General features: G+C 25.1%; 27 protein-coding genes. 10 read left to right on the top strand and 17 right to left on the bottom strand.

Annotated features, from left to right (window positions below; all coding sequences use genetic code 11):
* Positions 1-721 precede the first annotated feature (721 nt).
* Complete coding sequence (locus tag SM9_RS07580; protein ID WP_232299109.1) at positions 722-943, bottom strand: hypothetical protein; 222 nt, start codon at positions 941-943, stop codon at positions 722-724.
* Positions 944-1,361: 418 nt separating this feature from the next.
* Here SM9_RS07580 and SM9_RS07575 point away from each other — a divergent pair, with 418 nt between their 5' ends.
* The 6 genes from SM9_RS07575 to SM9_RS07550 all read left to right on the top strand — a co-directional run bounded on the left by SM9_RS07575 (position 1,362) and on the right by SM9_RS07550 (position 8,198).
* The gene (locus tag SM9_RS07575) at positions 1,362-2,078 is read left to right on the top strand and encodes a hypothetical protein (protein WP_058739564.1); all 717 of its coding nucleotides are present in this window, start codon (positions 1,362-1,364) and stop codon (positions 2,076-2,078) included.
* Between the two features lie 16 nt (positions 2,079-2,094).
* Positions 2,095-2,481, top strand: a complete 387-nt coding sequence (locus tag SM9_RS07570; RefSeq protein ID WP_058739563.1) for a hypothetical protein — start codon at positions 2,095-2,097, stop codon at positions 2,479-2,481.
* 323 nt (positions 2,482-2,804) lie between these two features.
* Entirely contained in the window at positions 2,805-3,761 is a 957-nt protein-coding gene (locus SM9_RS07565) for a hypothetical protein (RefSeq protein WP_157064711.1), read from the top strand.
* A gap of 88 nt (positions 3,762-3,849) precedes the next feature.
* Positions 3,850-5,040 carry a hypothetical protein gene (locus tag SM9_RS07560; protein WP_058739561.1) on the top strand — a complete coding sequence of 397 codons (1,191 nt, stop codon included), beginning with the start codon at positions 3,850-3,852 and terminating at the stop codon, positions 5,038-5,040.
* A gap of 171 nt (positions 5,041-5,211) precedes the next feature.
* Entirely contained in the window at positions 5,212-6,768 is a 1,557-nt protein-coding gene (locus SM9_RS07555; protein WP_058739560.1) for a VPA1262 family N-terminal domain-containing protein, read from the top strand.
* The gene (locus SM9_RS07550; RefSeq protein ID WP_058739559.1) at positions 6,750-8,198 is read left to right on the top strand and encodes a hypothetical protein; all 1,449 of its coding nucleotides are present in this window, start codon (positions 6,750-6,752) and stop codon (positions 8,196-8,198) included. Before SM9_RS07555 ends, SM9_RS07550 begins: the two co-directional genes overlap by 19 nt.
* 628 nt (positions 8,199-8,826) lie before the next feature.
* Here the strand turns inward: SM9_RS07550 and SM9_RS12525 are convergent.
* The 12 genes from SM9_RS12525 to SM9_RS11710 form a co-directional block, all read right to left on the bottom strand.
* Positions 8,827-8,958 (bottom strand): hypothetical protein, encoded by a 132-nt coding sequence (locus tag SM9_RS12525; RefSeq protein ID WP_269744784.1) that lies wholly within the window; start codon positions 8,956-8,958, stop codon positions 8,827-8,829.
* Between the two features lie 110 nt (positions 8,959-9,068).
* The gene (locus SM9_RS07545) at positions 9,069-9,470 is read right to left on the bottom strand and encodes an ASCH domain-containing protein (RefSeq protein ID WP_058739558.1); all 402 of its coding nucleotides are present in this window, start codon (positions 9,468-9,470) and stop codon (positions 9,069-9,071) included.
* Positions 9,467-10,597, bottom strand: a complete 1,131-nt coding sequence (locus SM9_RS07540; protein WP_058739557.1) for a hypothetical protein — start codon at positions 10,595-10,597, stop codon at positions 9,467-9,469. Before SM9_RS07540 ends, SM9_RS07545 begins: the two co-directional genes overlap by 4 nt.
* Positions 10,551-10,949 (bottom strand): PIN domain-containing protein, encoded by a 399-nt coding sequence (locus tag SM9_RS07535; RefSeq protein WP_058739556.1) that lies wholly within the window; start codon positions 10,947-10,949, stop codon positions 10,551-10,553. The genes SM9_RS07540 and SM9_RS07535 overlap by 47 nt, the downstream gene beginning before the upstream one ends.
* Before the next feature lie 890 nt (positions 10,950-11,839).
* Entirely contained in the window at positions 11,840-12,829 is a 990-nt protein-coding gene (locus SM9_RS07530; protein ID WP_058739555.1) for an acyltransferase, read from the bottom strand.
* On the bottom strand, positions 12,830-14,260 hold the full coding sequence (locus SM9_RS07525; RefSeq protein WP_058739554.1) for a flippase: 1,431 nt from the start codon (positions 14,258-14,260) through the stop codon (positions 12,830-12,832).
* Positions 14,261-14,376: 116 nt separating this feature from the next.
* Positions 14,377-15,081, bottom strand: a complete 705-nt coding sequence (locus tag SM9_RS07520) for a glycosyltransferase family 2 protein (RefSeq protein WP_058739553.1) — start codon at positions 15,079-15,081, stop codon at positions 14,377-14,379.
* A gap of 12 nt (positions 15,082-15,093) precedes the next feature.
* Complete coding sequence (locus tag SM9_RS07515) at positions 15,094-15,639, bottom strand: FkbM family methyltransferase (RefSeq protein ID WP_058739552.1); 546 nt, start codon at positions 15,637-15,639, stop codon at positions 15,094-15,096.
* A 1,050-nt stretch (positions 15,640-16,689) separates the two neighbouring features.
* Positions 16,690-17,046 carry a hypothetical protein gene (locus SM9_RS11725; RefSeq protein WP_232299198.1) on the bottom strand — a complete coding sequence of 119 codons (357 nt, stop codon included), beginning with the start codon at positions 17,044-17,046 and terminating at the stop codon, positions 16,690-16,692.
* Positions 17,006-17,341: a hypothetical protein gene (locus tag SM9_RS11720; protein WP_083495882.1), complete on the bottom strand. Its 336-nt coding sequence runs from the start codon at positions 17,339-17,341 to the stop codon at positions 17,006-17,008. The genes SM9_RS11725 and SM9_RS11720 overlap by 41 nt, the downstream gene beginning before the upstream one ends.
* A 12-nt stretch (positions 17,342-17,353) precedes the next feature.
* On the bottom strand, positions 17,354-17,695 hold the full coding sequence (locus SM9_RS11715; protein ID WP_083495881.1) for a hypothetical protein: 342 nt from the start codon (positions 17,693-17,695) through the stop codon (positions 17,354-17,356).
* Positions 17,679-17,936 (bottom strand): hypothetical protein, encoded by a 258-nt coding sequence (locus tag SM9_RS11710; protein WP_198144359.1) that lies wholly within the window; start codon positions 17,934-17,936, stop codon positions 17,679-17,681. Before SM9_RS11710 ends, SM9_RS11715 begins: the two co-directional genes overlap by 17 nt.
* A gap of 557 nt (positions 17,937-18,493) precedes the next feature.
* On the opposite strand from SM9_RS11710, the gene SM9_RS12520 reads away from it, so the two are divergent.
* From SM9_RS12520 to SM9_RS07495, 3 genes are all read left to right on the top strand, one after another.
* A complete protein-coding gene (locus SM9_RS12520; RefSeq protein ID WP_083495879.1) occupies positions 18,494-18,811 on the top strand; it encodes a capsular polysaccharide synthesis protein in 318 nt (105 codons plus the stop codon).
* Complete coding sequence (locus SM9_RS12595) at positions 18,720-19,205, top strand: capsular polysaccharide synthesis protein (protein WP_083495878.1); 486 nt, start codon at positions 18,720-18,722, stop codon at positions 19,203-19,205. The genes SM9_RS12520 and SM9_RS12595 overlap by 92 nt, the downstream gene beginning before the upstream one ends.
* Positions 19,206-19,916: 711 nt before the next feature.
* The gene (locus SM9_RS07495) at positions 19,917-20,441 is read left to right on the top strand and encodes a helix-turn-helix domain-containing protein (protein WP_058739549.1); all 525 of its coding nucleotides are present in this window, start codon (positions 19,917-19,919) and stop codon (positions 20,439-20,441) included.
* Between the two features lie 30 nt (positions 20,442-20,471).
* On the opposite strand, the gene SM9_RS07490 is transcribed toward SM9_RS07495, so the two are convergent.
* Positions 20,472-20,762 carry a hypothetical protein gene (locus SM9_RS07490; protein WP_058740331.1) on the bottom strand — a complete coding sequence of 97 codons (291 nt, stop codon included), beginning with the start codon at positions 20,760-20,762 and terminating at the stop codon, positions 20,472-20,474.
* Between SM9_RS07490 and SM9_RS12185 the strand changes: the two genes are divergently transcribed.
* Positions 20,731-21,231: a transposase gene (locus tag SM9_RS12185; RefSeq protein WP_058739548.1), complete on the top strand. Its 501-nt coding sequence runs from the start codon at positions 20,731-20,733 to the stop codon at positions 21,229-21,231. The genes SM9_RS07490 and SM9_RS12185 overlap by 32 nt on opposite strands.
* Before the next feature lie 196 nt (positions 21,232-21,427).
* Here SM9_RS12185 and SM9_RS11705 read toward each other — a convergent pair whose 3' ends face one another.
* From SM9_RS11705 to SM9_RS07470, 3 genes are all read right to left on the bottom strand, one after another.
* Positions 21,428-22,111 (bottom strand): transposase, encoded by a 684-nt coding sequence (locus SM9_RS11705; RefSeq protein ID WP_198144357.1) that lies wholly within the window; start codon positions 22,109-22,111, stop codon positions 21,428-21,430.
* A gap of 210 nt (positions 22,112-22,321) precedes the next feature.
* Positions 22,322-22,786 (bottom strand): helix-turn-helix domain-containing protein, encoded by a 465-nt coding sequence (locus SM9_RS07475; protein ID WP_058739547.1) that lies wholly within the window; start codon positions 22,784-22,786, stop codon positions 22,322-22,324.
* 650 nt (positions 22,787-23,436) lie between these two features.
* Positions 23,437-24,663 (bottom strand): IS4 family transposase, encoded by a 1,227-nt coding sequence (locus tag SM9_RS07470; protein ID WP_058739546.1) that lies wholly within the window; start codon positions 24,661-24,663, stop codon positions 23,437-23,439.
* Positions 24,664-24,925 lie beyond the last annotated feature (262 nt).

Here is a 24,925-nt window from a genome sequence, read left to right as displayed (position 1 = left end):
TATAGTTAAACTCTTGTTGAAAGTTTCACATGTGCTATCTTAAACTTGAAATAAACCTTTATTTCTAGTTCTATAAACGATTGATGGATGGTGTCTATTTTTTGTGGTGGGTTTTAAGTTATTCTATGACTTAAACCTATTAGACATCTTATATTTGTTTTAACTATTTTTATTTTAATTAACTAAAAATCCACCAGTATTACGATTTGGGTTACAATATTATTTTATATTTTTATAATTAATATGGTGGTAATGTATCCATTTTTATTGCATATATTTTAATGTTAATTAAGCCTAATATTTCAATACTTTTCTCTATAAAATTTAATTTCTTTAGTGATTATTTTCATTATTGTTGATAATTATATAAAGAATTTATTTTTTCTTTTTAGTTTTATTTTTTATCTTCATGTTATCAATTATCAATTTCTGATTGATAATATGAGTATTTTCATTGCCTATATTTTAATTGAATTTATGGATAATATTTTTAATATTTTTTTATTTTGAACATGTTTAATTAATTCTATTTTTAATTATTTTAAGTTATTTTATAAATGATTAATTTTGATTTTTAATATCTCTTTATATTATCAATTTTTTTCTATTTTTTGATAATATTAATTAAAAATTATTTTCAAAACAAATGATAAAACTATTTTGAGGGGTCGATTTTTAATGTAATTGAATGGTTTGGTATTTAATTGGTTGTCGCATTATATTAATCATCCATTTTGCTTGTTATGTATTTCATGCTCATGTATATTCGGTTCATGCTTGCAATGCCTTCAAGATCATCTGTTTCAATGATAGTGCTTCTAAGTGCAAATTTTTCATAGTCAAATTCGCTACTCCTACATAGCAGATAACTTTCACTGCATCCAAATAAAGAACATAGCTTATTTAAAATGGATAACGTAATATTCTTATTACCATATTCCATGTCAAGCAAATCTTTTCAAGGAACATCTAAATATAATTTCATGGTTAATAATATTCTTAATTTGGTTGAATTTACATTTCAATATATCATTAATTACATGGATGATGATGGAGAATCTTAAAAATGTATGATGACAAAAAAGACTCTCCATAATTTACTATGAATTTTTTTTCAATAAAAACTTAATGTTAAACACCACTGAAAGTCTTGACGTATGGAATCTTGCTTAACATGTATGGTAAAAGCCAGCTTAATAATACTATAATTAATCATTATGTCTGATTCTAGAATGAATTATTTAATATAGTAATTGGATTTTTAAACTTCGTTATATGTTTTTTATAATTCATTGGCACGGTCATATGATGAAAAGATATTAACCACTTAAACATAATATAATATTAAAGAGGGATTAATAATGAAAAAGCTAAACATAATAATAATTTTACTTGTTATTGGAGTAATACTCTTGGCAATTGGTGTATTATTCACATCAGGAATGTTTTCGCAGTCACAAAATATGAAAACGATTGCACTTTCAAGTACATGTACTGCTGATGTTGTAGAATCGGATACAAATATGACATTGTATGCAGATACAATTAAACTTTACAATGACACCAAAAATGGTATTGAAATTGTATCCTATAATAGTCAGGATGCATTTGGAGCCAATAACAATGCTTTAGGTGGTGCTGTTGCATTTGCAACCATTCGTGACGGTCTGACAGTTGGAGAAAATCTTGAAATCATCAACGGTTTTTCATTGTACAAGTGCAATGGATACTACAGCGCAAAACTGGTTAACAACACTACACATGACAATATTGTGATTGCATGCAAAGATCTGGAAATGCTTAAAAAGATTGTGTCTTCAGTAAAATTTAGCAATAATACGAAGGATACAAATAATACTTCTGACAGCAAAACTGTTAATACGAACACTGTTAAAAATACAACAAGTTCTGATAGTTCCAACACTAAGCCTGCAGGAGTATCAGATGAGGAATGGGAGGCTCATGAACAGATGATGAGTTACCGTGAATCACATCCTTATGCTGCTGAAGACGGAAGCAGATATGCAACCCAAGCAGAAAGGGATGCATACCAGTCACAGTTAAGCGCCCAATCTTAGGTCAATTGGTGAAATGATGGAAAATAAACAGTTATTAGTACTTTGTGCAGTTATATTGATAGCAGCATGTATAATATGTGCCGGAGTGTACTTCGGATTAACGCATCAAAACTCAACTAATATGAATTTGTCAAACAATACTACAAATTCAACTAATAATACTACAGTAAATGTTGAAAAAATTTCCAACGATACAGACAGCCAAAAGGCAAGCAATAATGCTGGTGGGGATGAATATGTATATTCTGCTCAAAAAGGAGGTTACGTTAAAGCATCCGGCCAGAATGATAAAGATTCTCGTGGAAATACCATTCATTCATATCAGGGCAGTGACGGTGTAATCTATGAAGAGTACTATGACAGCAATGGAAAGAAAATAAGTTCTGAAGAGTACTACCGTTGATTGATTTTGGTTTGAGTTGATTTTAAAAATTGGTATGTGATATTGGATATTTAAAATATTGTGTGATGTATATGGATTCAGATAGTGAGATTAAATATACTGTACGTAAGAGATATCATATAGAACAAACTCTTTTAAATAGTATTGAATCAATTAACACTACGTATGATTCAAGATATTACTATGAAACACTTTGGGATTGTATGGGGTGGAAATCAAATATTAATAATGTTTTTGAAAGTCAGGGTTTATCTAAAATGGTGTTTATAAGTAACATTTCAAATATTTTAAGAAATATTGAAGATAGTTCTCAAGAAGTTGTTTTGGATAATTTTTTACAAGAATTAAATAATCTCATTTTAGAGTATAAAAAAATGGATGAAGAGATAATTAATATTATAATTTATACTAATATTCCAAAAAAGTTGGAGGAAAATAATAAATTTAGAGATGCATTAAAATATTTTAATTTATCTATTTTTGATTATTCTGAATATAACTTTGAAAATGAAGAAGATTGTGATTATGATATTAAAAATAAATTTAATAGTAAATTTTTGATGTTAAAATATTCAAAAAGGGGTAAAGATTATGAATATATTAAAAATAATACATTTAACAAGATTTATTCGTTTTTTGGATATGTGACTTATATTCATAAGTATAAAAATGGCACTGAAAAATTTCATATTAATGAAATAACATTAGATAATAAAATAACTGATTTAAAAATTAATGCTTTAATTGCGACGGATTCAAACAATAATATTTTCGATATTATTCATCAACAAGATGTTATGGATACAGCTATTAAATTAGACAAATCTAAAATTATTAAATTTGATAATCAGATGAAACTTGTTCCTACTTTATTGGAAGATGTTTATAAAATTAATAATAATATTTTATTTGATCAGTTAAAAGATTATTTTAGTTTATATTACATTTCATCATTAGAAAGTTCTATAGAGAATTCATTTTTGAAATTTTGGTCTTTAAGTGAACGAATAATTAAGGATATTCATGTGGGTATGGCAGATAAACTATTAGTAAAATATATGGAAAAAATATTACAGATGTATAATTATCCTAAGAAAATTATTCAGAGATTAAAATTCATTAAATCTAAACGTAATGATTTAGTTCATGAAAATATTCATGGTGAAATTACTCAGTCTGACCAATCTATAGTCAAAATTCTTTCTGAAATTTTAATTGGATTTTTAATTGATTATTATGGTGAAGTTAATAATTTACAAGATTATGCAAATTTTATGTAATTTAATTTATAATTTAATATTTCATTATTCTCAAATCATTTCAAAATTTGTAAAAAACTTAAAAAATTATTAAGATATATAATAATGTATGATGAAAAAAATCCAATTAATTAATAATAATGGATATTATAATCTCAATAATTTAGATATAACATTATCTAGTATACATAGTTTCAGTGATATTGAATTATTTGATTATAATATAATTGATTTAAATTTAAAGGAATTATGGATTTATAATACAGAAGAACGGAAATTTAAAGAAGATAAAAATATTAAAACATTAACGGAAACAATATCTGAAAATGATAATATAATTATAATACTACCTTCAAATGATGAATATGTTCTTGAAAGTTATCTTCAAAATGAAAATAATCAATTAAAAAATGATTCTGAAATAATAACAACTTTTTTAAGAGATTATTTTAATATTGCTAAGATTATTTTGTCTTATGGAAAAAATGAAACTAATTTTGGGGATTATAATTTAGAAGCTGATTTTTATTTTAAAGAAATATCTAATTTTAATATTATAACTAAAAATATAATTAAAAAACCTACAACAATTAAAAGAAGAAATATTACTTTAACTACATTACAATTACATAATGGACAGGACATAGAAAATTTTATTAATTTAATTTTTGAAACAAATGAAAATATTCCCAAATGGTTTGATAATATTGAAATGTTTGATGATAAAGAACAAAAATCATTGATAGACAATAATAAACAACAAATACTTTCATTAGAAAAAGAAATTTCTATTTCAGAAACTAAACTTCAAGAGAATAATTACTATAAATCCATATTATATGAGCAAGGAAAACCTTTAGAAAAAGTTGTAAGAGATATTCTTCAAGATATGTTAAAAAAAGATTTGTCTAAATTTAAAGATATTGGAAATGAAGATTTTTTAATTGAATTTCCAGATATAACTTTTATTGGGGAAATAAAAGGTGTAAGTAGGAATTTAATAAATAGTCATTTGGGTGAATTAAACTTAAACTATGAAAAAAGAAGAGATTTAAATAATTGTGAAAATCTTAAACCTTTATTGATAATTAATCGTTTTAGGAAATATTCTCCTGAAAAAAGAAAACCTGTTGAAAATGAACAAATTGAACTAGCAAAAACTAAATATGGAATATTAATAATAACTGTTGAAAGCTTATTAGAAATATATGATGAATTTAAAAAGGATAATATAACCTGTGAAGAAATTAAAGAGATGTTTAAAGATGAAATTGGTTTATTAAAATATCCAATATTGTGATATATTTGAAAAATTGACTTTATATTTATAATCTTTTCTAGAAATTTTGTTGGCTTTGATGAATATATTTTTTAGTTAAATTCATGAATAAAAATTAATTTTTAAGATTAAATGAATCGTGTTAATATATTAACATATAATATTTTTAAATAAAAATCGTATAGTAATATTATGGATGAATATGATTTATTATCTAAAAAAGGAAATGTTGGAATTTATAATAGTTGTGAAGTAACTGAATTAGTGGTTATGGAACCATCAAATAAAATTTATAATTTATTTACCATTTGTGTTTTTCAAGAAAAAAATGTAACTCCAAAAAAACATAAGTATGATAGATTCTTTAAGAGGATAGACATTGATGATTGTTCAATGGGTATTTTTCAATATGAATTAACTTTAGCAGAAATTAAAGAGAATTTTGAAAAACTTCTCCATGAATACAAATGGATTTCTAATCGTAAAGGAGAATATTCCATCAAGGATAAATGTTTAAGAAGGCTTAATAAACAATTTATTCCATCTATTGAAGATAACAGGTTAAATTATATTTTGAAAAATAACTTTTATTCTGGTTCATATATTCTAGAATTTTTTGATGAAAAAAAGCAGTTTGAATTTCTCACGGAAGACGAAGAACATTTTGAAAAGGTATCTAAAAAAATTAATAAAATTCTTCCTATAAATTTATTTAATGTAAGGGATAGGTTAGGAAACTTTATTTTTCAATTTCCAGTCAATATATTACATGTTAAAACAGAAATTGCATCAGATTCAGGGGATTCTCTAAATTTTAATTTAGATTGGCATCATTTAATCAATGATAATTGTCCTGATTGTATTTTAGAAGTTGACTCTATACTGGATAACAACTATCTTGGTACTAATTTTGAAGAATATTGTGGCAATGGCTTTCAAGAAGTGAATGTGGGTAATGTTGATTCATTAGTAAATGTGAAGATTTGGAGAGAAAATCCAAGATTATTATTATATTCCAATTCGGGTTATTCTATAAAATCGATTGGATTGTCAATGTGGATTGATATTCAACATAAAAGATTTTTCATGAATAATAATGAAAAAGAGGTTATTAGTTTAAATTCAAAAGATTTTGACTCATATATTAGTTCAAATTCAAAAAATTCTGATTCATCAGTTAAAAATCAAGAATATTATCAGTATATTCAAAACTCAATAGGTATTAAAGAAAAAGAATTACTTGAAGAAACATTATCGTTTAAGCAGTATACCCCATTTAAGGATAAATCTGAAGGCATTCGTGATTTAAGAAGATTGATTCGTGAAAATGGTAAAAATGGAGTATATTTGTGGGATCCATTTTTAAGCTTCAATGGTATTGTTAACACTTTATTCTATTGTCCTTTTGAGGATGTCGCTTTGAAAGCATTAGGATCCAATAAATTAAATAATGATGAATTGATCAATCAAAAAAATTTATTTTCAAATTTAAATAGTAATTTTGAAGGTTTAAATTTAGAATTTAGGATTCAACAAAGTCAAAAGGCACACGATCGTTTTTTAATTTTTCCAGGTAACTCAGAAAAATATGAACAACCTAAGGTTTATTCTCTTGGAACGTCTTTAAATTCATTTGGACATAACTATCATATTTTACAAGAAGTTTCACATCCTCGAGCGGTTGTTACAGTTTTTGATAAAATTTGGGAAAAATCAAAGGGGAATTTAATATGGAAATATCCAAAATAATAAATAATTTGGAAGAGTTTAATCAAATTTCATCAGATAATGATTTAAATTTGATTATTGAAGATTTATCTAAATTTTCTTCTGAAGATTTTATTTATATGGAATATGTTGGAAATAGTGAAAATTTAGATTTGCGTGTTTTATTAAACAAATTAATTAACAAAATAGATAATAATGTTTTTATTGTGGATTCAATCGAAAAAAAAGTAGCTATTATAAAATCATTAATTTCCATATTTCAAAAGGGTCTAAATGAAATTAATATAGTTTATTTTTTCATATTTTTACATGCTAATAGTTTAATCGATTTGCCTATTGGAGAATTGGTTAATAAACAGGATTTAGATGAGCGATTTAATGAAATTCTTCTAATAATATTTGAAATTTTGAATAACATTAAAATTCAAGCTGCTGATGAAGTTTTAGTGATGTATTTTGATAAATTAAACTCTCTTAATGAGGAAGAGACTTTAATTACTTCATTAAGACAAATAGATTTTAAAAAATATAATCCATTAATAAAAAATAATAAATTTATCTTGCCTAATCATTTTTATCAAATGATTTATGTGTTACATGAATATAATTTTGATTTATTTGAAAGGTTATTGGATTCGGATAATGTATTTTCTTTGGTTTTAATTATAAAATGCATGTCTTTTAATCAAATAAATTCATTTTTCATTAAACATGATAAAATTAAAGAAAAAACATTGTTTTGTTTTTTAATGAAGTTTTTAAGTGTATCTTCGGATGATATTGATGATTATTATGATATTATTGTAAATATGTGTATTCAACTTTATCATTTGAATAAAACTCTCTTTAAAGGACTCATGGATATTTTTATGCATGATGAGTTTTTCAACGAGATAATGGGTGGAATGTTTTGTGAATTATCTAAAGATGATTTAAATATATTAATTGATTCAATTCAACTGAGTGATTATATTAGTGAAATTAATGTTAGGACAAAAATGTTAAATAAATGTAATGAATGTGAAAATTCTAAATATATTTTCGAGTTAATTTATAATAAATGGAATAATCACCTTTTAAATTCGTTAAATGAGAAAAAAATGGCTTTAAATATTCTTTGCACAGATTATTGTAATTTTATAATTCATTATTATTACTATAAATATGATAATAAGAAATTATTGGATTCAATGAAAGAATTATTCGTTAAACTTAAAAATTTAGATAGTGAATGGTCATATAATATCACACATCACAGAAATAAATTTTTTGTATACTACTCTAAATTATTCATTTTCAGTGTCATTTATGAATTCAATCATTTGGATGATGATGAAATTAAAGAGAATTATAATGAATTTTATGAAGAATTTGTTTTGTTTAAAAAATTTTTAGATATTGATGAAGAAAACTTTTTGAATCGTTTTGAAGAGAATTTGTTGGGTAGGTGATAATTTTACTTAAAATATTTAAACGTTTAATAGGTTTAACTAATTAATCTTTAAAATTAGTTGTTTTACTTTTAATTGTCGTAATTGATGAAAAAGTAGAGTAGAAATTTTGATATGATAATTAAGAGTATGAGTAAATCCATTGTTTTATAATTTTTTTCTTGCAATGCTGTGGGATTTTTATACGCACCTTAACAAAACTTCATACATCAAAAAAATTTGTACTCGAATAATTAATTTTCTGCATTATAATTTCGATGGTTAATTAGATATTAATTAATTTTATTGAAGCTACTTTTTATTATATTATTTTTATTTATTTTTTGCATCATTAATTGATATGAAATGTACATGATTTTCTAAAATTTTGATAATTAGTAAAAATAATGTGGTAGTTAAACCCCACTGAAAGTCTTGACGTATCGAATCTTGCTTAACACATAAGGTAAAAGCCAGCTTAAAAATACTATCAGCACAAACATTACGGGGAATAACATGTTGGATCAGGGATTGTGATAAGAAAGTTCCTTTACGACTATTGTGTGTGAAAAGTACACTGCGTAGCTGCAAACGCTTAGGGAGAGTATCGCCTTTGCGATGAAATTGTCTTTGATTGGGTCGAATTTATTTAATCTGCAAGACACATTACGAACAGGAACAGTCCGACTCCCATAAACATGTTCGGCAGGTTTTCATATCTTATGAGACTGACTTTTGTGTAACCGAGATAAACAAATACTGCTAGAGAAATTATTTGCATTATCAAACCTATTATACATAGCTTTTTTCAATATAATTAATTTTATAAAATATCATATTATAAAAAAATTTAAAATAAGATTAAATTGGCTTATTTTTAAAATTTAGCTATTAAACTAATAATAATTCCCTTAGACACTTATTATTTTCAACATAACAAAATGATTGGGGTGCTCTAAAATCATCATATTGGCTCATGTCAATGTACTCTTCAAAAATGTGTAAATTATCAATTTTTATTGCAAAACCTTCATTTGAATTGGCGTAATATTTGAAAAAATCTTTTTTTGAAATTCCTGAAACTTCGGAAAATGAATTCCATAATTCCTGTGGTGATTCACATATTATTTCGTTCACTTCAAAATAACCGACGATTTTTTTGACAGGATATGTTGAGTAAATGAAAATTTTATCAACATCCTCTTTGAAAATAGATTTTCTAAATTCATATAATTTCTCATAAGCCAATATTTTTTTAACAAATTCGGGTTTAATTGATATTAAAAGATTCATTTTATCATCTTTTTTAGTTTTAAATATTTTTCATGCTCTAGACTTTGAATTGATTGTGGAGCACCTTTAATAATGCCTTCTTTTTTCAATGTTTCATAAGGAATCTTGTCAAATTCTTTTGTGTGTATAAATAGAATCACTAAATTTTTTCCTTCAAAATTTTTCAATTCATTCTGTGAATAAACTGATCGTTTTCCTACAGTTTTATTTATGTTTTCTATATTTAAATCTTTATTGGAAGATTCAACAATACCTATTTGGGAAATGCCTTTTTTAGGAGTTTCATAAAATAAAAGAACATCTCCCTCTTTTACATTAATTCTTGCTTTGGATAAATATGCTTTTTTAATGGTGTTATTTGAAATTGTAATGTGGCCGAATAATGCACTTTGTTCAGGGTTAGATAAGAATAATTTCTCATGATACTCCTCTTTAATAGGTACTATGAATTTTTTTACTTCTAGCCCATCATAGAAATATGGATAATACTTTTTATCAATTTTTAATGGAGAATTCTGATGAATTTCATTTTCAATGTTTTGAGTAATTTGAGATTTATTAATAGATTTTACATAAACAACCTCTCCTCTGTTATTTTTTCCTTCTAACTGGAATCCATATTCTTTAATTAGATAAATTAGAGAATCATCTTCTTCTTCAAAATGGGTCAAATAGAGTTCATCTAGGTTATTTTTCAAAGCATAATCTATTATCCATTTTAATAAGAATTCTCCAATCTTATAACCTTCGCTGGTTACAATCATTGTTGCAATTTTTACTCTATTTTTTATGGGCAATATTTTATTATCCAGAGGTATTGTTTCATCTTCTTTTTTATAGATTAATAATGCACCATGACTTTTATCTGGTTTATTATAAACTAAACAATTCCTTTTTTCTGATTGTTTGGATTTAAACCAACCTTCAAACTCTTCATAATCTCTTTTTAATTTGTCAAAGAGAGGATCATTGATATTTAAATAATCCATTGTTGTTTTTTCAATAATGTATGGATATTTCGGAGTATATTCTTTGAAATTATTGATTAATTCTTGTGTGTTAAAGATTCTTTCGCTGAAATTAGGTTCGATATGGTCTAACTTTTTTTGCTTTTTTGTGAATTCCATTATCATTTGTTATTAGAAAAGTACATTCTCCTTTTAATATTGAATATAATAAAGAATTATCTACAAAATCATGGGTGTTTTCTTTATATCCAACTATGCTTAAAAAATCTTCATCATCTTGAAAATTATATTTAGTTTTGAGAATTGGATATGTATTCATTTTTGAGGACATTATTTCTTTTCTTTCATCGTTTTTATCATTGTTTATATCATTAAAAGAATTTTCATGAACATAAATTTTGAAATCTTCTTTATGTAAAATTTTTGAAAGTTCTTGAATGTCTTTTTTTATTACATCATTGTCTTCACGATAAATGATGATGTTTGTATCTAATAATATTGATGTTGTCATGTTATTACCCCGTATAGTTTATTAAATTTTAAATCTACCTAAATTAATTAAATTTAGAGACAATGTTTTGATGGATTATATATTAATCTATGTATTTTAACCTGTTGGCACCATATTAATTTCAAGGTTGTGTTGGGAATGATATGTTTCATTTACATTGGATACTCTATAATGTCCTTTGATTGTACTATTTTAGTATTATTAATAAAAATAGTTCGCGCGGACATAATAGGAATTTACATTAGTTATGTTATATTTTTCTATATAAATTATTATCTGTTTGATTTAAACCATATGGGATTATATATGATGTTATATTGAGGTAAATTTTACAATGTGGGAGCAATTTTACAAAATTAGAATAATTTCAGGTATTTGGATAATTAAATTGATTTAATGCATTTTGTGAAAAAGGACATGTCATTGGGGATAACATTGGGGAGGATTTTAGTAAGTCTGTAAAATTATATAGGCTTATTTTATGTGTTTTTTAGTCAAATTTCATTTGATAATCTAAAAATGTTTGTATTTCATTTTTAGTCTTGTATAAGTTCTTTATTATTTTGTGATTGGTTTATATGTAATAATTTTCGACTTTTTTTGATATTTTTATCATCTATCTGTTTTACATACTTGTGGAATTGGTTGATGATTTTTCTAAGTTTATATTTCAATAGTGGGGAACATATATAACAAAACTTAGACATCAGAAATTCATGCTTGAATAATTAATTTTAGATATTATAATTTCAAGGGTTAATTAGATATTAATTAATTTTGTTGAAGTTACTTTTCAATATATTATTTTTATTTATTTTTTGCATTATTAATTGATATGTAATGTACATGCTTTTCTTAAATTTTGATAATTAGTAAAAATAATGTGGTAGTTAAACCCCGCTGAAAGTCTTTACATATGGAATCTTGCTTAACACATATGGTAAAAGCCAGCTTAAAAATACTATCAGCACAAACATTAACGGGAATAACGTGTTGGATCCTGGATTGTGGTATGAAAGTGCCTTTACGACAATGGTGTGTGAAAAGTACATTCCGTAACTGCATATACTTAGGGACAGTATTGCATTACCTATAAAACCATCTTTTATTGACTCGAATCTGTTTAGTCTGTCAAGGCACATGATGAATATAAACAGTCCCGCTGCCTCAAGCATGTTCGGAAGGTTTTGATACTGGGCTAAACTGAAATTTGTATAACAGCAATATACAAAGACTGCAAGGGAAATTAAAAATATTATAAGACCTGCAATGCATAGCTTCTTGTCATTGATATTGAACTTTTTGTTTGAAATCCAGTATCCCAAAACAGGATATCCTATATAGTTTGCAAACATGTCCAGGTTGAAATGGCTCCATAAAGGATAAGCATTGAATGTTTTCAGAATAATTGTAAAAAGCCAGATTGCCAAAAAGTATTCAGCTCCTTTGATTTTATAATCCTTAATAAACGAGTTTAAAACAGGAATGAACAGGTATATTCCGATCAGTGTCCAAAAATACCACAGAATTGACGGCTCACCAATAAAAACTCCCCAGATGAACTTAGAATTGTATCCATGGTAGTAAAGTTGTCCTAGAATTAATATGGTCCAGAAGATAAATGGGTAGATGATTCTTGCAAACCTGTGTTTTAAAAAGTTTTTAAGGTTTGGATACTCTCTGTTTAAAAGCAGTGCTCCGCTGATCATCAGAAAGATTGGAACGCCGGCCATGCCGATATTAATGAATGTAAGTTCGCTTATAATCTGTGCAGGTGTTGTTAGCGGGCCGAAAAAGTGGCCTACATGACATATTATTACAGCTATTATTGCAAATGCCCTTAGCACATCAAAGTAAAATATTCTCTCTTTGCTTTTCATCTAGTTTCTACCCAATATTTCTCTAATTACATATTTGTCATCATCATCAAAGAATTTTAATAATGTTATTACTGCAAAGTATATTATTATTCCAACAGGTATGGCAATCCACATGTTTAGGTTTAGGAAGTATAATGCGATTCCTAAAACTGCTGATCCTAATACGATTTTTATTAAATCACTGTATAGTTTTTTATTTGGTCTGTGTCCTAGTTTATAAATTACATATATCTGTATAAATACAATTAACAAATCACTTAAAACCGTTGTGATTGCAGCGCCGTTGTATGAGAAATGTGGAATCATGATTAAGTTTAAGACAACATTAAATACAGCAGCTATTGCATAAATCTTTGTTACCGTAACTTCTCTGTGTGATGCATTTAAAAGAGTGTTGCTTGCACCGCTAATGAATAATAGGCAAACTGTCCAAATTAAGATTGATAAAACAGATGCTGCTTGGTCATATTTATGTCCATAAATTAATTGGATAATATCTAATGAGTAAAACATTGTTCCGATAGCTATTGGTATAATAATGAGCATTAAATATTTGATTGACTTTTCATAGCTTATTATTAATAATTTTTTATCATTTTTAAATAGTCTGCTCATTACTGGAAATATTACAGCAGTATAAACTGAATAAAATAAGGTTAAAACAGAAATCAGCTTATAAGTTGCATTATAAATTCCTGTTGCATAATCCCCAACCATATTGGTGAGCATAATAATGTCAATAGAATAATAAATGCTATATAATATTCCTGTCACCGCAAAGGGAATGGATAATAATGTAACTTTTTTACAAAAATTCCAGTCAAGTTCGTATTTTGGTTTTACAATATGTTTGTTTAAAATGTAATATGCATAAATGAGATTGATTAAATTAGCTAAAATGTATGCGAATGTAACTCCTTCAAGACCTAAATCAGCAAAAATTGAAATTAAAATGAATATTAATGTTATTGTATTCATTAATATATTACAAATTCCTTGATATTTACCCTTTTCAAATGCTTGAAATGTCCCATAAAGTGTATTTACATAAGATATAAAAATCGATTCAATAGAGAAAAGTAATGTTATAAATATTGTAAATTGATTCACATTAAGTAAAACTAATATGATGAATGTGACAATTAGATTAATAGCCGCAAATATGGCTTTTAAAGGTATTGTATTGCCCAAATACTTTGGAGCAGATTCATAATTCGTTGAAATATGGCGAACAATATATGTACTTATTCCTAAATCATCAATAACTCCTAAAATTCCAGTTATAGAAACTGCAAATCCTAAAATTCCATAATTATCAACGCCAAGGTATCTAGCTAATAAAATAGTCCAAACAAATCCAAAAACACTGGCTATTATTTGTGATATTAGTAGCCAGCTCATATTTTTGAAGATTGTTTGTATTTTGCTCATGGAATTCACTTTATAAATTCATTTTGTAAAATTAATATAATTATGTATTTATTTATATAAAAAATTAATTTTTTATTTTTTTACTAATTTTTTGCATAATTTCTTTTAGATGTGATTTATTGTAAATAATTATTAAATTTAGTATAATTTGTTTTTTTTGGGTTATGACTTCCCCAGCAATTTGTATGAATAATATCAAAATCATTCTTATAATAATTAAATATTCTTTTTAAAGTAATGAAATATTCTACTGACATTGAATTCGCATTTGAATAATGATATAATTTTATTGGAAGTACATATACTGAGTATCCATTTTTTATCAAATTCAGACAATATTCTCCCCCATATAAGTGCCAGTCATTACAAAGTTTATTATTAAATTTATATGATTTAAAAATATCTTGAGGTATTATTAGTAATACTTCATCTAATGTTTGCACTCTTTCAATTTTAGTTATTTGATTATCACACATGGGTTTTGGGGGGATGTTATGGATTCCACAACTTTTCATATAGCCTTCATTCAAATCAGTTCCTGCAATACCTGCAATACCAAAGTTTTCTAATTTTTCACAGTATTCTATAATATCGTTTAAGTTATTTTCAAATAATTTCACATCTTGGTGTATAAATAATAATAACTCTCCAGTAGCTTTATTTCCACCATAATTTAAAGCGTCAGCAGCACAGTTAAATTTATTTTCAGTATTGTCTACTAAAATTAATTCAAAATCATTATTTTGTTCATGTAGTGTTTTTAATAAGCAATCATCTAAAACTGTTTTATTATTATAAACACAAATAATTGATATTTTCATAAAATCCCTATATTATTTATAAGCATATATTATTCCAATTTCTTCAAAGGGTTTATCACTGGCATTACATGGAAATGTTTTAATTTTAAAATCTTGTGATTTTAATTTATCAATTAACTGATTAGAATCCTGTTTAACCATATCTGCATGATGTTCAAAGATTATTTCATTGAATTTTCTCAAATCATTATTTTTTATTATTTCAAATTCACAGCCTCCACAATCCATTTTTAGAACATCATATGGGAAATTATAATCATTAATTATATCATCTATTGTTATTATTTCTATGTCATATGAATCATTTCCATCCGCATAGTCTTTTAGAGATTCTGCATTAATATTTAACATTCCTTTTTTAGCACCAACAGCTTTATTTATATATTGGATTTTATCTTTTAATGAAGGATTAAGTTTGATATTTTCAAGTCCTAATTCATAAATATGCTTCACGGGTTCAAAAGCAATAACGCAAGAACCATTTTTAGCAAAATATAATGCAGTATCAGCATTATTGGCACCAATATCAATAATATATCTATTTTCAAGGTTTAACATATCCCATTGATCATCACTAAAATATTCTTCAGTACATACAATATATTCTTTAGGATGAGTTTTAACGAAATTATTATTATAAATATTTATATATTTGATATTGTCTATTTCAGTGATTTCTTGATTGTTGTTTATATCATTTATTATATATTATATAGATATATTTTCTTAATAAAATTTTTGATGGTGAATCATTCCTAGAAACTTAATATATTTTTGGATGAAATTTTTCATCATAATTGGTTTTTAATAACGTGTTATATTATTTTGGTATGGATTATTGATTTTTCGTAAGTTTTTTATATTATTTGAGAACAAAAAATTAAACAAGATTTAAAAACTCACTAATTTTGTGTGTGTTTAAAGTTGATTAGTGTGTTTTTTTCTTGTTTCCCCGGATGTTTATTATTAACATCTGGGGTTTTTCGCTCTTTTTCATCATATTGATTTTCTTTGTATTGTGTTAGTTCTTTGGATGCTTCTTTTATTATAAAATCGACTATTTTTTCTCCAATGCTGTCAACTTAAGAAATTGATTATTTTACTTTATTTTATTATTGTTAATATATTATATCTTTATTAGGTATAATATGTGTTTATAATTTCTTTTTTCAAAAAACAGTTTATTATTATTTGTTATTCATCAATTAAATTAATATTTTGCTTTTATTATATTTAAACTTATTTACTACAATATTAATTTAATGCGTTGAATTCATTGTTTTAATTAAAGAAATATTTAAATCAAGTATTTTCAAATAATCTAATATATGGAATAGATATAAAGTATGGTTATTTATTTAGTTTTTATATGAAAAACAGAGTCAGTAGAAACTATTATATAAATAGTGAGGACAAATGTATAAATATGAACACAAAACAAAAGCCCTCAATGATAGTTTGGGAGAAATCATTAATTAATTTTTCTATTTTTTGTCAACCCTATAAAGTTAAGGAGTTTTAAAATTTTTTCATGATGATCTCCGTTGTGTGTAAGGATATTTGTTAGTTGGGTCTTGAGATTTCCTATCGGGATTTCTATCATTTTTATCATATTTTTTTAACTAGATTTGTGGTTGCTATTTTCATTATGCGATTAATTGCTTTGTTTTGTTGTTTTTTGCTTGGCGATAAGAGATTTGGTATTTCCATTTTTATTTTTCCAAATAATACGTTGAGATTTGTTTGATATTCATATTTGTTGTTTTTATTTTTGTGTTTTTCTTGTATTTTGTTGTTGGCATCGTGTTTCATTGCTATTAAGAAGTTGAATATGCATATGTTTGCGTAAAAATCTTGTTCCAGAATTATTTTTCTATGTCCTGTGAAATTTTCAAGCATTATTATGTTTTTGAGTCTGTTGAAATTAGTTTCTATTTTCCATCTTTTTCTGTATAATTCTTTTATATCTTCTGTTGTGAATGTTTCTTTTTCTAAATTGCTGATTAGTATTTCTGTGTAAGGGTTTCCTTTTTTTATCTGTTAGTTCTATTTCTTTTATTCTGAAATCAATTTGTTGGAGTTTGGATGCGATTTCTTTTAGTTTTTCGTCTTTAAAATTTTGTTTTCTGTTGTGGTTTAATTTTATTGTTATTGTTTCGTCATTGGTGGTCATCCATTTTCTTTCATTTTCATAATTGTCTGTTGGTAAGCGAATTAAGAATTTGGAGTCGTTTAAATGGTGGATTAACATTAATTCCATTGAGTTATATCCTCAGTCGTATGTTGTGAGGAATTTATGGTTGGGAAATCTATATTTTTTATGTTGAAAAAAATGTTTTTTTGCTAATATTATTTCGTCTATTTTTGTGCTGGTGAATTCTGAGGTTAGTATGAAATCTAAATTCACATCTGCAATGCATGATGCTCTGAATCTTAGTAGTTCTTTTTTAATCAAGTTAAAATGTGGTTGATTATATTCTTGGTATGTTAATTTGGTATTGGGTGAATCACAAATAGAACTATCTCCGGCCAATACAATATATCCTTTAAATTTATCTTTTTCCTCATAATCGTTGTAGATTCCATTAATAAAGTCCTCATTCCATGTCCACATATGCTTGTGGATCTATAAATGATCTTTGTTGTCCAATCGCTGATTTAGATATAGTCATTTCTTCATCCCCTGTTACTTCCGAAATAAAATATAATGATTCAATAGCATTCGTACGCCCATGATTCATTAAAGGATATTTCATAATACTCTCCTGAGTTGTTTTTCGCCTTCTAACGAAATGATTTTCACCTATTACATATTTTTGATTAACATAATTATTAAAACCTCTCCAAGTTTCCAAACAATAATCTTCAAAAAATTCCATAACAAAAACTCCTCAAAAATACCATTTAAATCATTAAAAAATAATTCAAATTAACATAAATCATATATAATAATTATATATTAACTAATATTTAAATTAAACTATAATAAATAATTAAAATTATATATAAATAAATTAAAACTAATTAAACAAGAATTAAAATAATTATAGCAAAATACAAGTAAATTAAAAGACACACGATTTAAAAATAAGTGAAAAAAATCAACATTCAAAAAAATAATAAAAATTAAAACTGAACCCCAAATAAAATAAAACTTCATTAAATCAATAAAAATAATTAAAAAACAAATATAGAATTGATTTAACTAAAAATAAGAAAAAATAAACAAAATTAAAAAAATAATTTAATCAACAATCCTTAACTTTATAGGGTTGATTTTACTGAATGGGTTTTATTTAAAAATTTCTGATATGCAACATGATTATATATATGAATTTTTAGTTAATAAATATTCAGTGATAATAAATTATTATAAACATGAAAATATAATTGTAGGAAATAATAATAAAAAATTTGGTGTTTTTGGTGGCAGGGTATTGAAAATGCACCAGAATTAGTAAAAATATGTGTGAAAAATATTGAAAAATATTCTGGTGATTATGAATTAGTCATTTTAACTAAATATAATTATTCGGATTATGTTGACATCCCAATTGAGATAATTAATAAATTTAAAAATCAAAATATTACCATTACTCTTTTTTCTGATATTCTTCGAGCAAAACTTTTAAGTTTATATGGTGGGATATGGGTTGATGCAACTGTTTTTATATTGGATTATATTTTCAACGAGTTTGATGATATGGATTACAATACTGTTTTTTTTTGAAGAAGGGATGTGGATGGATTTTTTTACAAAAGGACGATGGTGCGGATTTTTCATGGGTGGAAAATCAAACATGTTGTTTTCATTTTTGTATGATATGTTGATTCAATATAATTTGGATTATAATTATCTTATAGATTATTTTTTAATAGATTATGTGACTGAAATAGCATATAATTCATTTGGGGTTTGTAAAGAATATATTGACAATGCAACTTTAAAAAATTCAAAAATTTTTTATTTAGATGAAAATTTTTCCAAAAGTTGTGAGTATGATGAATTTTTAAATTTGTGTTATAAATATAAATTTTTTAAGTTGTCTTATAAGAAAAATTATAATAAATTTGATAAAAATGGTAATATTACTTATTATGGGCATTTTTTAAAAATAAAATAATGGTGGATGTGTCCGATTTAGCACTGATTTCTTGAATGAAAACGAAAGTGATACTTAAAATTATGTGCAAGTGATTTTGCCTATTGCTTCAGTTCTTGATGATAGTCCTTGTTAATGACGATGGAGTTATTGGGGAGTGTAATCCATATTGCAAGTATTGTAATTCTCATTATTTCATTAAAAAATGTTATAAGGGCATTGTTTAAAATTGTCATGATATAATGCACTCTTTTTCCTGTAAGTACTGGGTCAGGGAAGGTTTTCAAGTGGGTAGTCATGCAGAACATTTCGATGTATCCATCTGATTTTTTGTAATTTTAAATATCTTGTTAAACCTTCGATTGTTCTGTATTTACGTTTAATGAAGCTGGGCAATGTTATTCCGAAATATCGTTCGATATTATTGTTTGTTCTGGGAATTAATGGGTTATCATAGTATGTTACTGTTTTGTCAAATTTTTTATCTAAGCTTTCTAGAAAACTGCAACTGTTTCTGTCAAAGAATTTTCCACGGTTGTTAAGAGTATTGAATCTTATGTGTGAGCCTTTTTTAGTGTCGGCATCATATATGTTTTCTACTTGTTCATTAGTTTTTAATAATTATTTTAGTTCTTTTTTCTCATCTCTTTTTTTCTTTTCGTAGTTGCTTGTTTTTTTGATTTATAGTTACTAACCAAACTTTTATTATAGATGACTGACAAATAATGAATTATGTCTGGAAAATCTAAAATTAATGTTTTTAACAAAATGACAAAAACTGCTTTGGATGAAGAAATTAGTAATTATGTGGCGTATCATAGGTATTATCAAAGATTAATTGCAGTTAAAATTGTTACTGAAGGAAATACAATTGCCGATGCTGCAAAAATCTTGGGAAAATCATATCAAACAGTTCATAGGTGGATTAAAACATGCGAAAAAGAAGGTTTGGAAGGTTTAAAACCTTCTTTTGGTGGAGGAAGACCCTCAAAATTAACTTATGATCAATTAATAGAATTGGACAAAATCATAGAAGAAACACCTAATATGTCTATTAAAGATGTACATTTTCTTGTTAATGAAAAATTCAATGTAGATTATAGTTTAAAGCAAATAGGAAAAATTGTGAGAAAATTAGGTTATAACTATAGTAAAGCATATCCAAAATTTTCAAAATCTCCTGAAGATGCCGAAGAACAGTTAAAAAAACTTAGAAGAATACAATGTAACATCAAACGATGTTATAGTCTTATTTGATGAAGCTTCATTTCAAAATGAGCTATATACTCAAAAATCATTATATAAACAAGGAACAAAACACACGCAAATTATAAATCCATACAAATTTAAAATCAACGCCACAGGATCATTAGCAATTAATGGAAATTCAACCATCACAATAACAAATTCTTCAACAGCACCAGAAATTGCAATAGCATTACTAGAATTAAGAATTGCAAATACAAATAATAAAAATACTGTAAAATTATTAAATAAAATAATTAAAGAAGTTAATTTAACTGATGATGAAATAGATGAATTATTGATGCAAAATAATGAAGATAATGTAGTTTTCACAGAAAAAATTTTAAAAACAATTGAAAAATATAAAGACAATACAACCTCCACAATTGCTAGAATCATTGGAAAACACTGTAATAGAGAATCACTAAATAATGTGAAAAAAAGAATGGAAATAAGGAGAAAAATAACATTATATCAATTAGAAAAAGAAGATATAATTACAAAAATGCAAACCGAACAAAGGATATGTTTAATTCTTGATAATTACAGCGTTCATAAATCTGCATTCATCAAAAAAATAGCACTGCATCTTAATATTGCTCTGATATATCTTCCACCATATTCTCCTCACTTAAATCCAATAGAACAAATTTGGAGACAAATTAAAAGAGAAATAAAACATTATTACCTTAAATCAAAAGAATTTTTACAAGAATTGACAATTAAAACGTACTTTGAATCGATTTCAGAAACAAAAGTTTATGACAAATGGCTCGAAGCATTTATAACAAAAGTTTGGTAATTAACTATAGGTCTCTTATTTTATTTTTTTAGGGTTTTTTCTTTTTAGTCAGTTATTGTTTTTTATTTTATTATAACTCTTTATAAAACCGTTTACACTCTAAGTTCGCCTTTTAAAATCTTCACCAAATATAAGATTAGAACTAATTAATTTAAGCACCCTTAGAATAATTAAAAAGAAGACGAATTAAATTGGTTTAAGTATTAGAAACTTTGGTTAAAAATAGTCGTTTGATTAAAATAAATGAATTTAGTTTTTCCCACCAATTAAAGAAATTACCTCCATTAACTACTTTAAAATAAGTTTTGACAAAAAATTTTTCTAATTTTTCCTTTGATTCATAATATTTTCTTTTTATTTCTATTTTACATGTTCTCCATACTTGTTCTATAGGATTAAATTGAGGGGAATATGGTGGCAAATATATTAAATTCATGTTCAAAATTTCACATATTTCTTTAACCAATTGGGATTTATGAACGCTATAATTATCTAAAATAATGTTAATTTTTGGTTCTAAATAAGAATATCTCTTAATTTCTTCTTTACTAATATTTTCTAAGATGACCTGACGCTTAGTTGAATCTATTCTTCTTTGATTATCCAAATTTTCTTTTTTGCTCTGTTTTTCTAATTTTGAAGCTAATTCGACAGTCGTTAATTCATTATTATTAATATTTTTCATTATTTTATTTATAAAATCTTCTTTTGTTGAATTTTTTTCTGAAATCTTTTGTTGAATTTGATCTGGAGATAAATCAGAATCCAACAAAACTTTATTTAATAATAATTTTAAAATAGTTATATCAGTATTTGCTATCTTAATATCAATAAAAGCTCTTGCTATATCATGGGCTTTTGATGTTTCAGAAATAATCAAACTAAAATTACCCATTAAAGCAATAGAACCTAATGCATTAACTTTAAATTTATATGGATTTTTCTTTGCTAAATTTTTATTTCCTTTTTTAGATACTGATTTTGATGAATTTGGTTCATTTTGAATAGCTGATCCATCAAAAAATACTATTTTTTCGTTTTTATTTAAATCAATAACTTCTAATTTTTCTTTAAAAATTTTTCAGCATTTTCAGGTTGTTTTGTAAAGAAAGGGATATGCTTTATTATAATTGAATCCAAGTTCTCTTATTATTTCACCTACCCTTTTTAAACTATAATGTACTCCAAATTCTTCAATAATTAGCATATGAACATCTTTTCTAGATAATTTCTCACCAGCATCAATTTTAAGATCAATCATACTTTTTAATTCCAAAAATTGTTGAGAAGTTAATTTAGATGGTCTTCCTCCAGCAAATTTTGGTTTTAAACCTTCAAATCCTTTTTCATTATATGCATTTAACCAATTATATCCTGTTGGAACACTTATATTGAAAAATTCACAAACATTATCCAATTCTTCTCCTTTATCAAGCATACGAATAAATAAAAGTCTTAAATAAATTTTATGATAATATTTGTATTCTTTAAGTAATTTTTCTATTTCGTTTTTGCTCAAATGTTCTTTTAAATGAATTTGTTTTCTTCCTACCATGAATAAATATTTATAAGTTATTATTAAAAAAAGTTTCGTAACTTACTATAATAAGCATAATGGTTAATAAATATCTTCAAGGTATTTATGAAGAATATTGTGTTGATTATGCTAAATTATTCGGAATATAAATGATTATCTGCTTTTTATAATATTATCGCTCTTCGAAGAAATAAGGAAAAACAACATGAATTATTTTTCAAATTGTATATCAGATTGCTAATCAAAGTACAGAAACATGAAACTACGTCAAGAAAGACGAATTGCAATCTAAGATTTCCAATTTCATATGCTAAAGTTTGAAAGAATAACAAAAAAGACTTGAAGGAGATAAAAAATATGTGAATAGTACTCAAGTTGACAACATTGATTGGGGACTGTCAATTTGTTAGGACTTTTGTTGATATTTAGTGTTTATTTTTTCAAAGTTCTTTTTCCAGCCTTCTTTTGATTTTTTAGTTTTTTATTTTTCATTCCTAGAAACTTAATATATTTTTGGATGAAATTTTTCATCATAATTGGTTTTTAATAACATTGTTATATTATTTTGGTATGGATAATTGATTTTTCGTAAGTTTTTTATATTATTTGTGAACAAAAAATTAAACAAGATTTAAAAACTCACTAATTTTTGTGTGTTGAATTGTTGATTAGTGTGTTTTTTTCTTGTTTCCCGGATGTTTGTTATTAACATCTGGGTTTTTTCGCTCTTTTTCATCATATTGATGTTCTTCGTATTGTGTTAGTTCTTTGGATGCTTCTTTTGTTATAAAATCGATTATTTCTTCTCTTTTTGTTCTCGATCCAAATAGTATGTCAAAGAAGAATAAATAGATATTTCCTATTATTTTTGCGAAATTCGACTGATAAATTATTTTTTTATCTTTATTTCTGGGTGTTCTTGTTATATTGTTTTCTGCGTGGTTTTTTATGGTTATTGCTAGGTTATAAACGAATATATGTGCGTAAAAATCTTGTTCGATTATTTGTCTTCGTATTCCGCTGAAATCTTCGATTTCGATGAGATTTTTTAATCTATCGAATCCTGTTTCTACTGTCCATCTTTTTGCATATAATTCTTTTAAATCTTCTGTTGAGAATTCTTCTGGTGTTAAATTTGTTGCTAGTATTTCTGGTTCTTCATTTCCAATATCTATTAATGCTATTCTTATTTCTAATCGTCCCATTTTTCTTGCTTTTTCTTTTAAATTTTCATCATCAAATTTCTTTAATCTGTTGTTTGTCATGTTGATTTGTATTATTTCATCATTGGTTTTCATTTGTTTAATTTGATGTGCAAATACGTTTTTTGGTAGTCTTATTAAAAATTTTGAGTTCAAATCAATAGTTTTTGCCATTAATTCGATTGATGGATAACCCCTGTCATAAATGGTAATTACTTTTGTGATGTCTAATCGTTGTTTTAAGTTATTTAGATGTTCTATTGCTAAATCAATTTCATTTACTACTGTTTCAACAATTTTTACAGTTAAAATATGTTTGGAATGCACATCCAATACGCATGAAACTCTTGCACGAATTCTTTTTTCTTTTAACAAGTTTTCATCACCAACAGGAAATTCTTCACGTGTTAAAGTAACATTTGGAAGATCAACAATACTCCCATCACACGCACTGACAATATATCCTTTAAATTTTGAAAATCCTGGAAATTTGTTATATAATTCATCAATAAAACATTCATACATGTCAATAAACACTTTAGGGTCAATAAACATTCTCTGTTTTCCAATTCCCTGACTCGAAATCGTTTCAAAATCTTTCTTCATCCACATAGTAAAAAATCTAATCGTTTCAATATAACTAGTACAGCTCCTTTGGGAAAGAATAAATGCAGTATATTCTTTTTGAGTCATTTTTCTATCCCTAATAAATCGATTATCATCAGTAATATATCTTTTTGATATAAAACACTCAAATAATCGAAAAAAATTTTTGATAAACCTATCAAAAGAATACATAAAATACTCCTCCAATTAACTAAATTCGTAATCAAAAAACTTCAATTACATATATAATTATATATAACTCATAATATTTAAAATAAACTATTAATAATTATTAAAATAAGATATAAATAAATTAAAAATAATTAAACAAGTATTAAAATAAATAATG

This window comes from Methanobrevibacter millerae, assembly GCF_001477655.1.
Classification (GTDB): Archaea; Methanobacteriota; Methanobacteria; order Methanobacteriales; family Methanobacteriaceae; genus Methanocatella; species Methanocatella millerae_A.
This window is presented reverse-complemented; position numbering and strand designations above follow the sequence as displayed.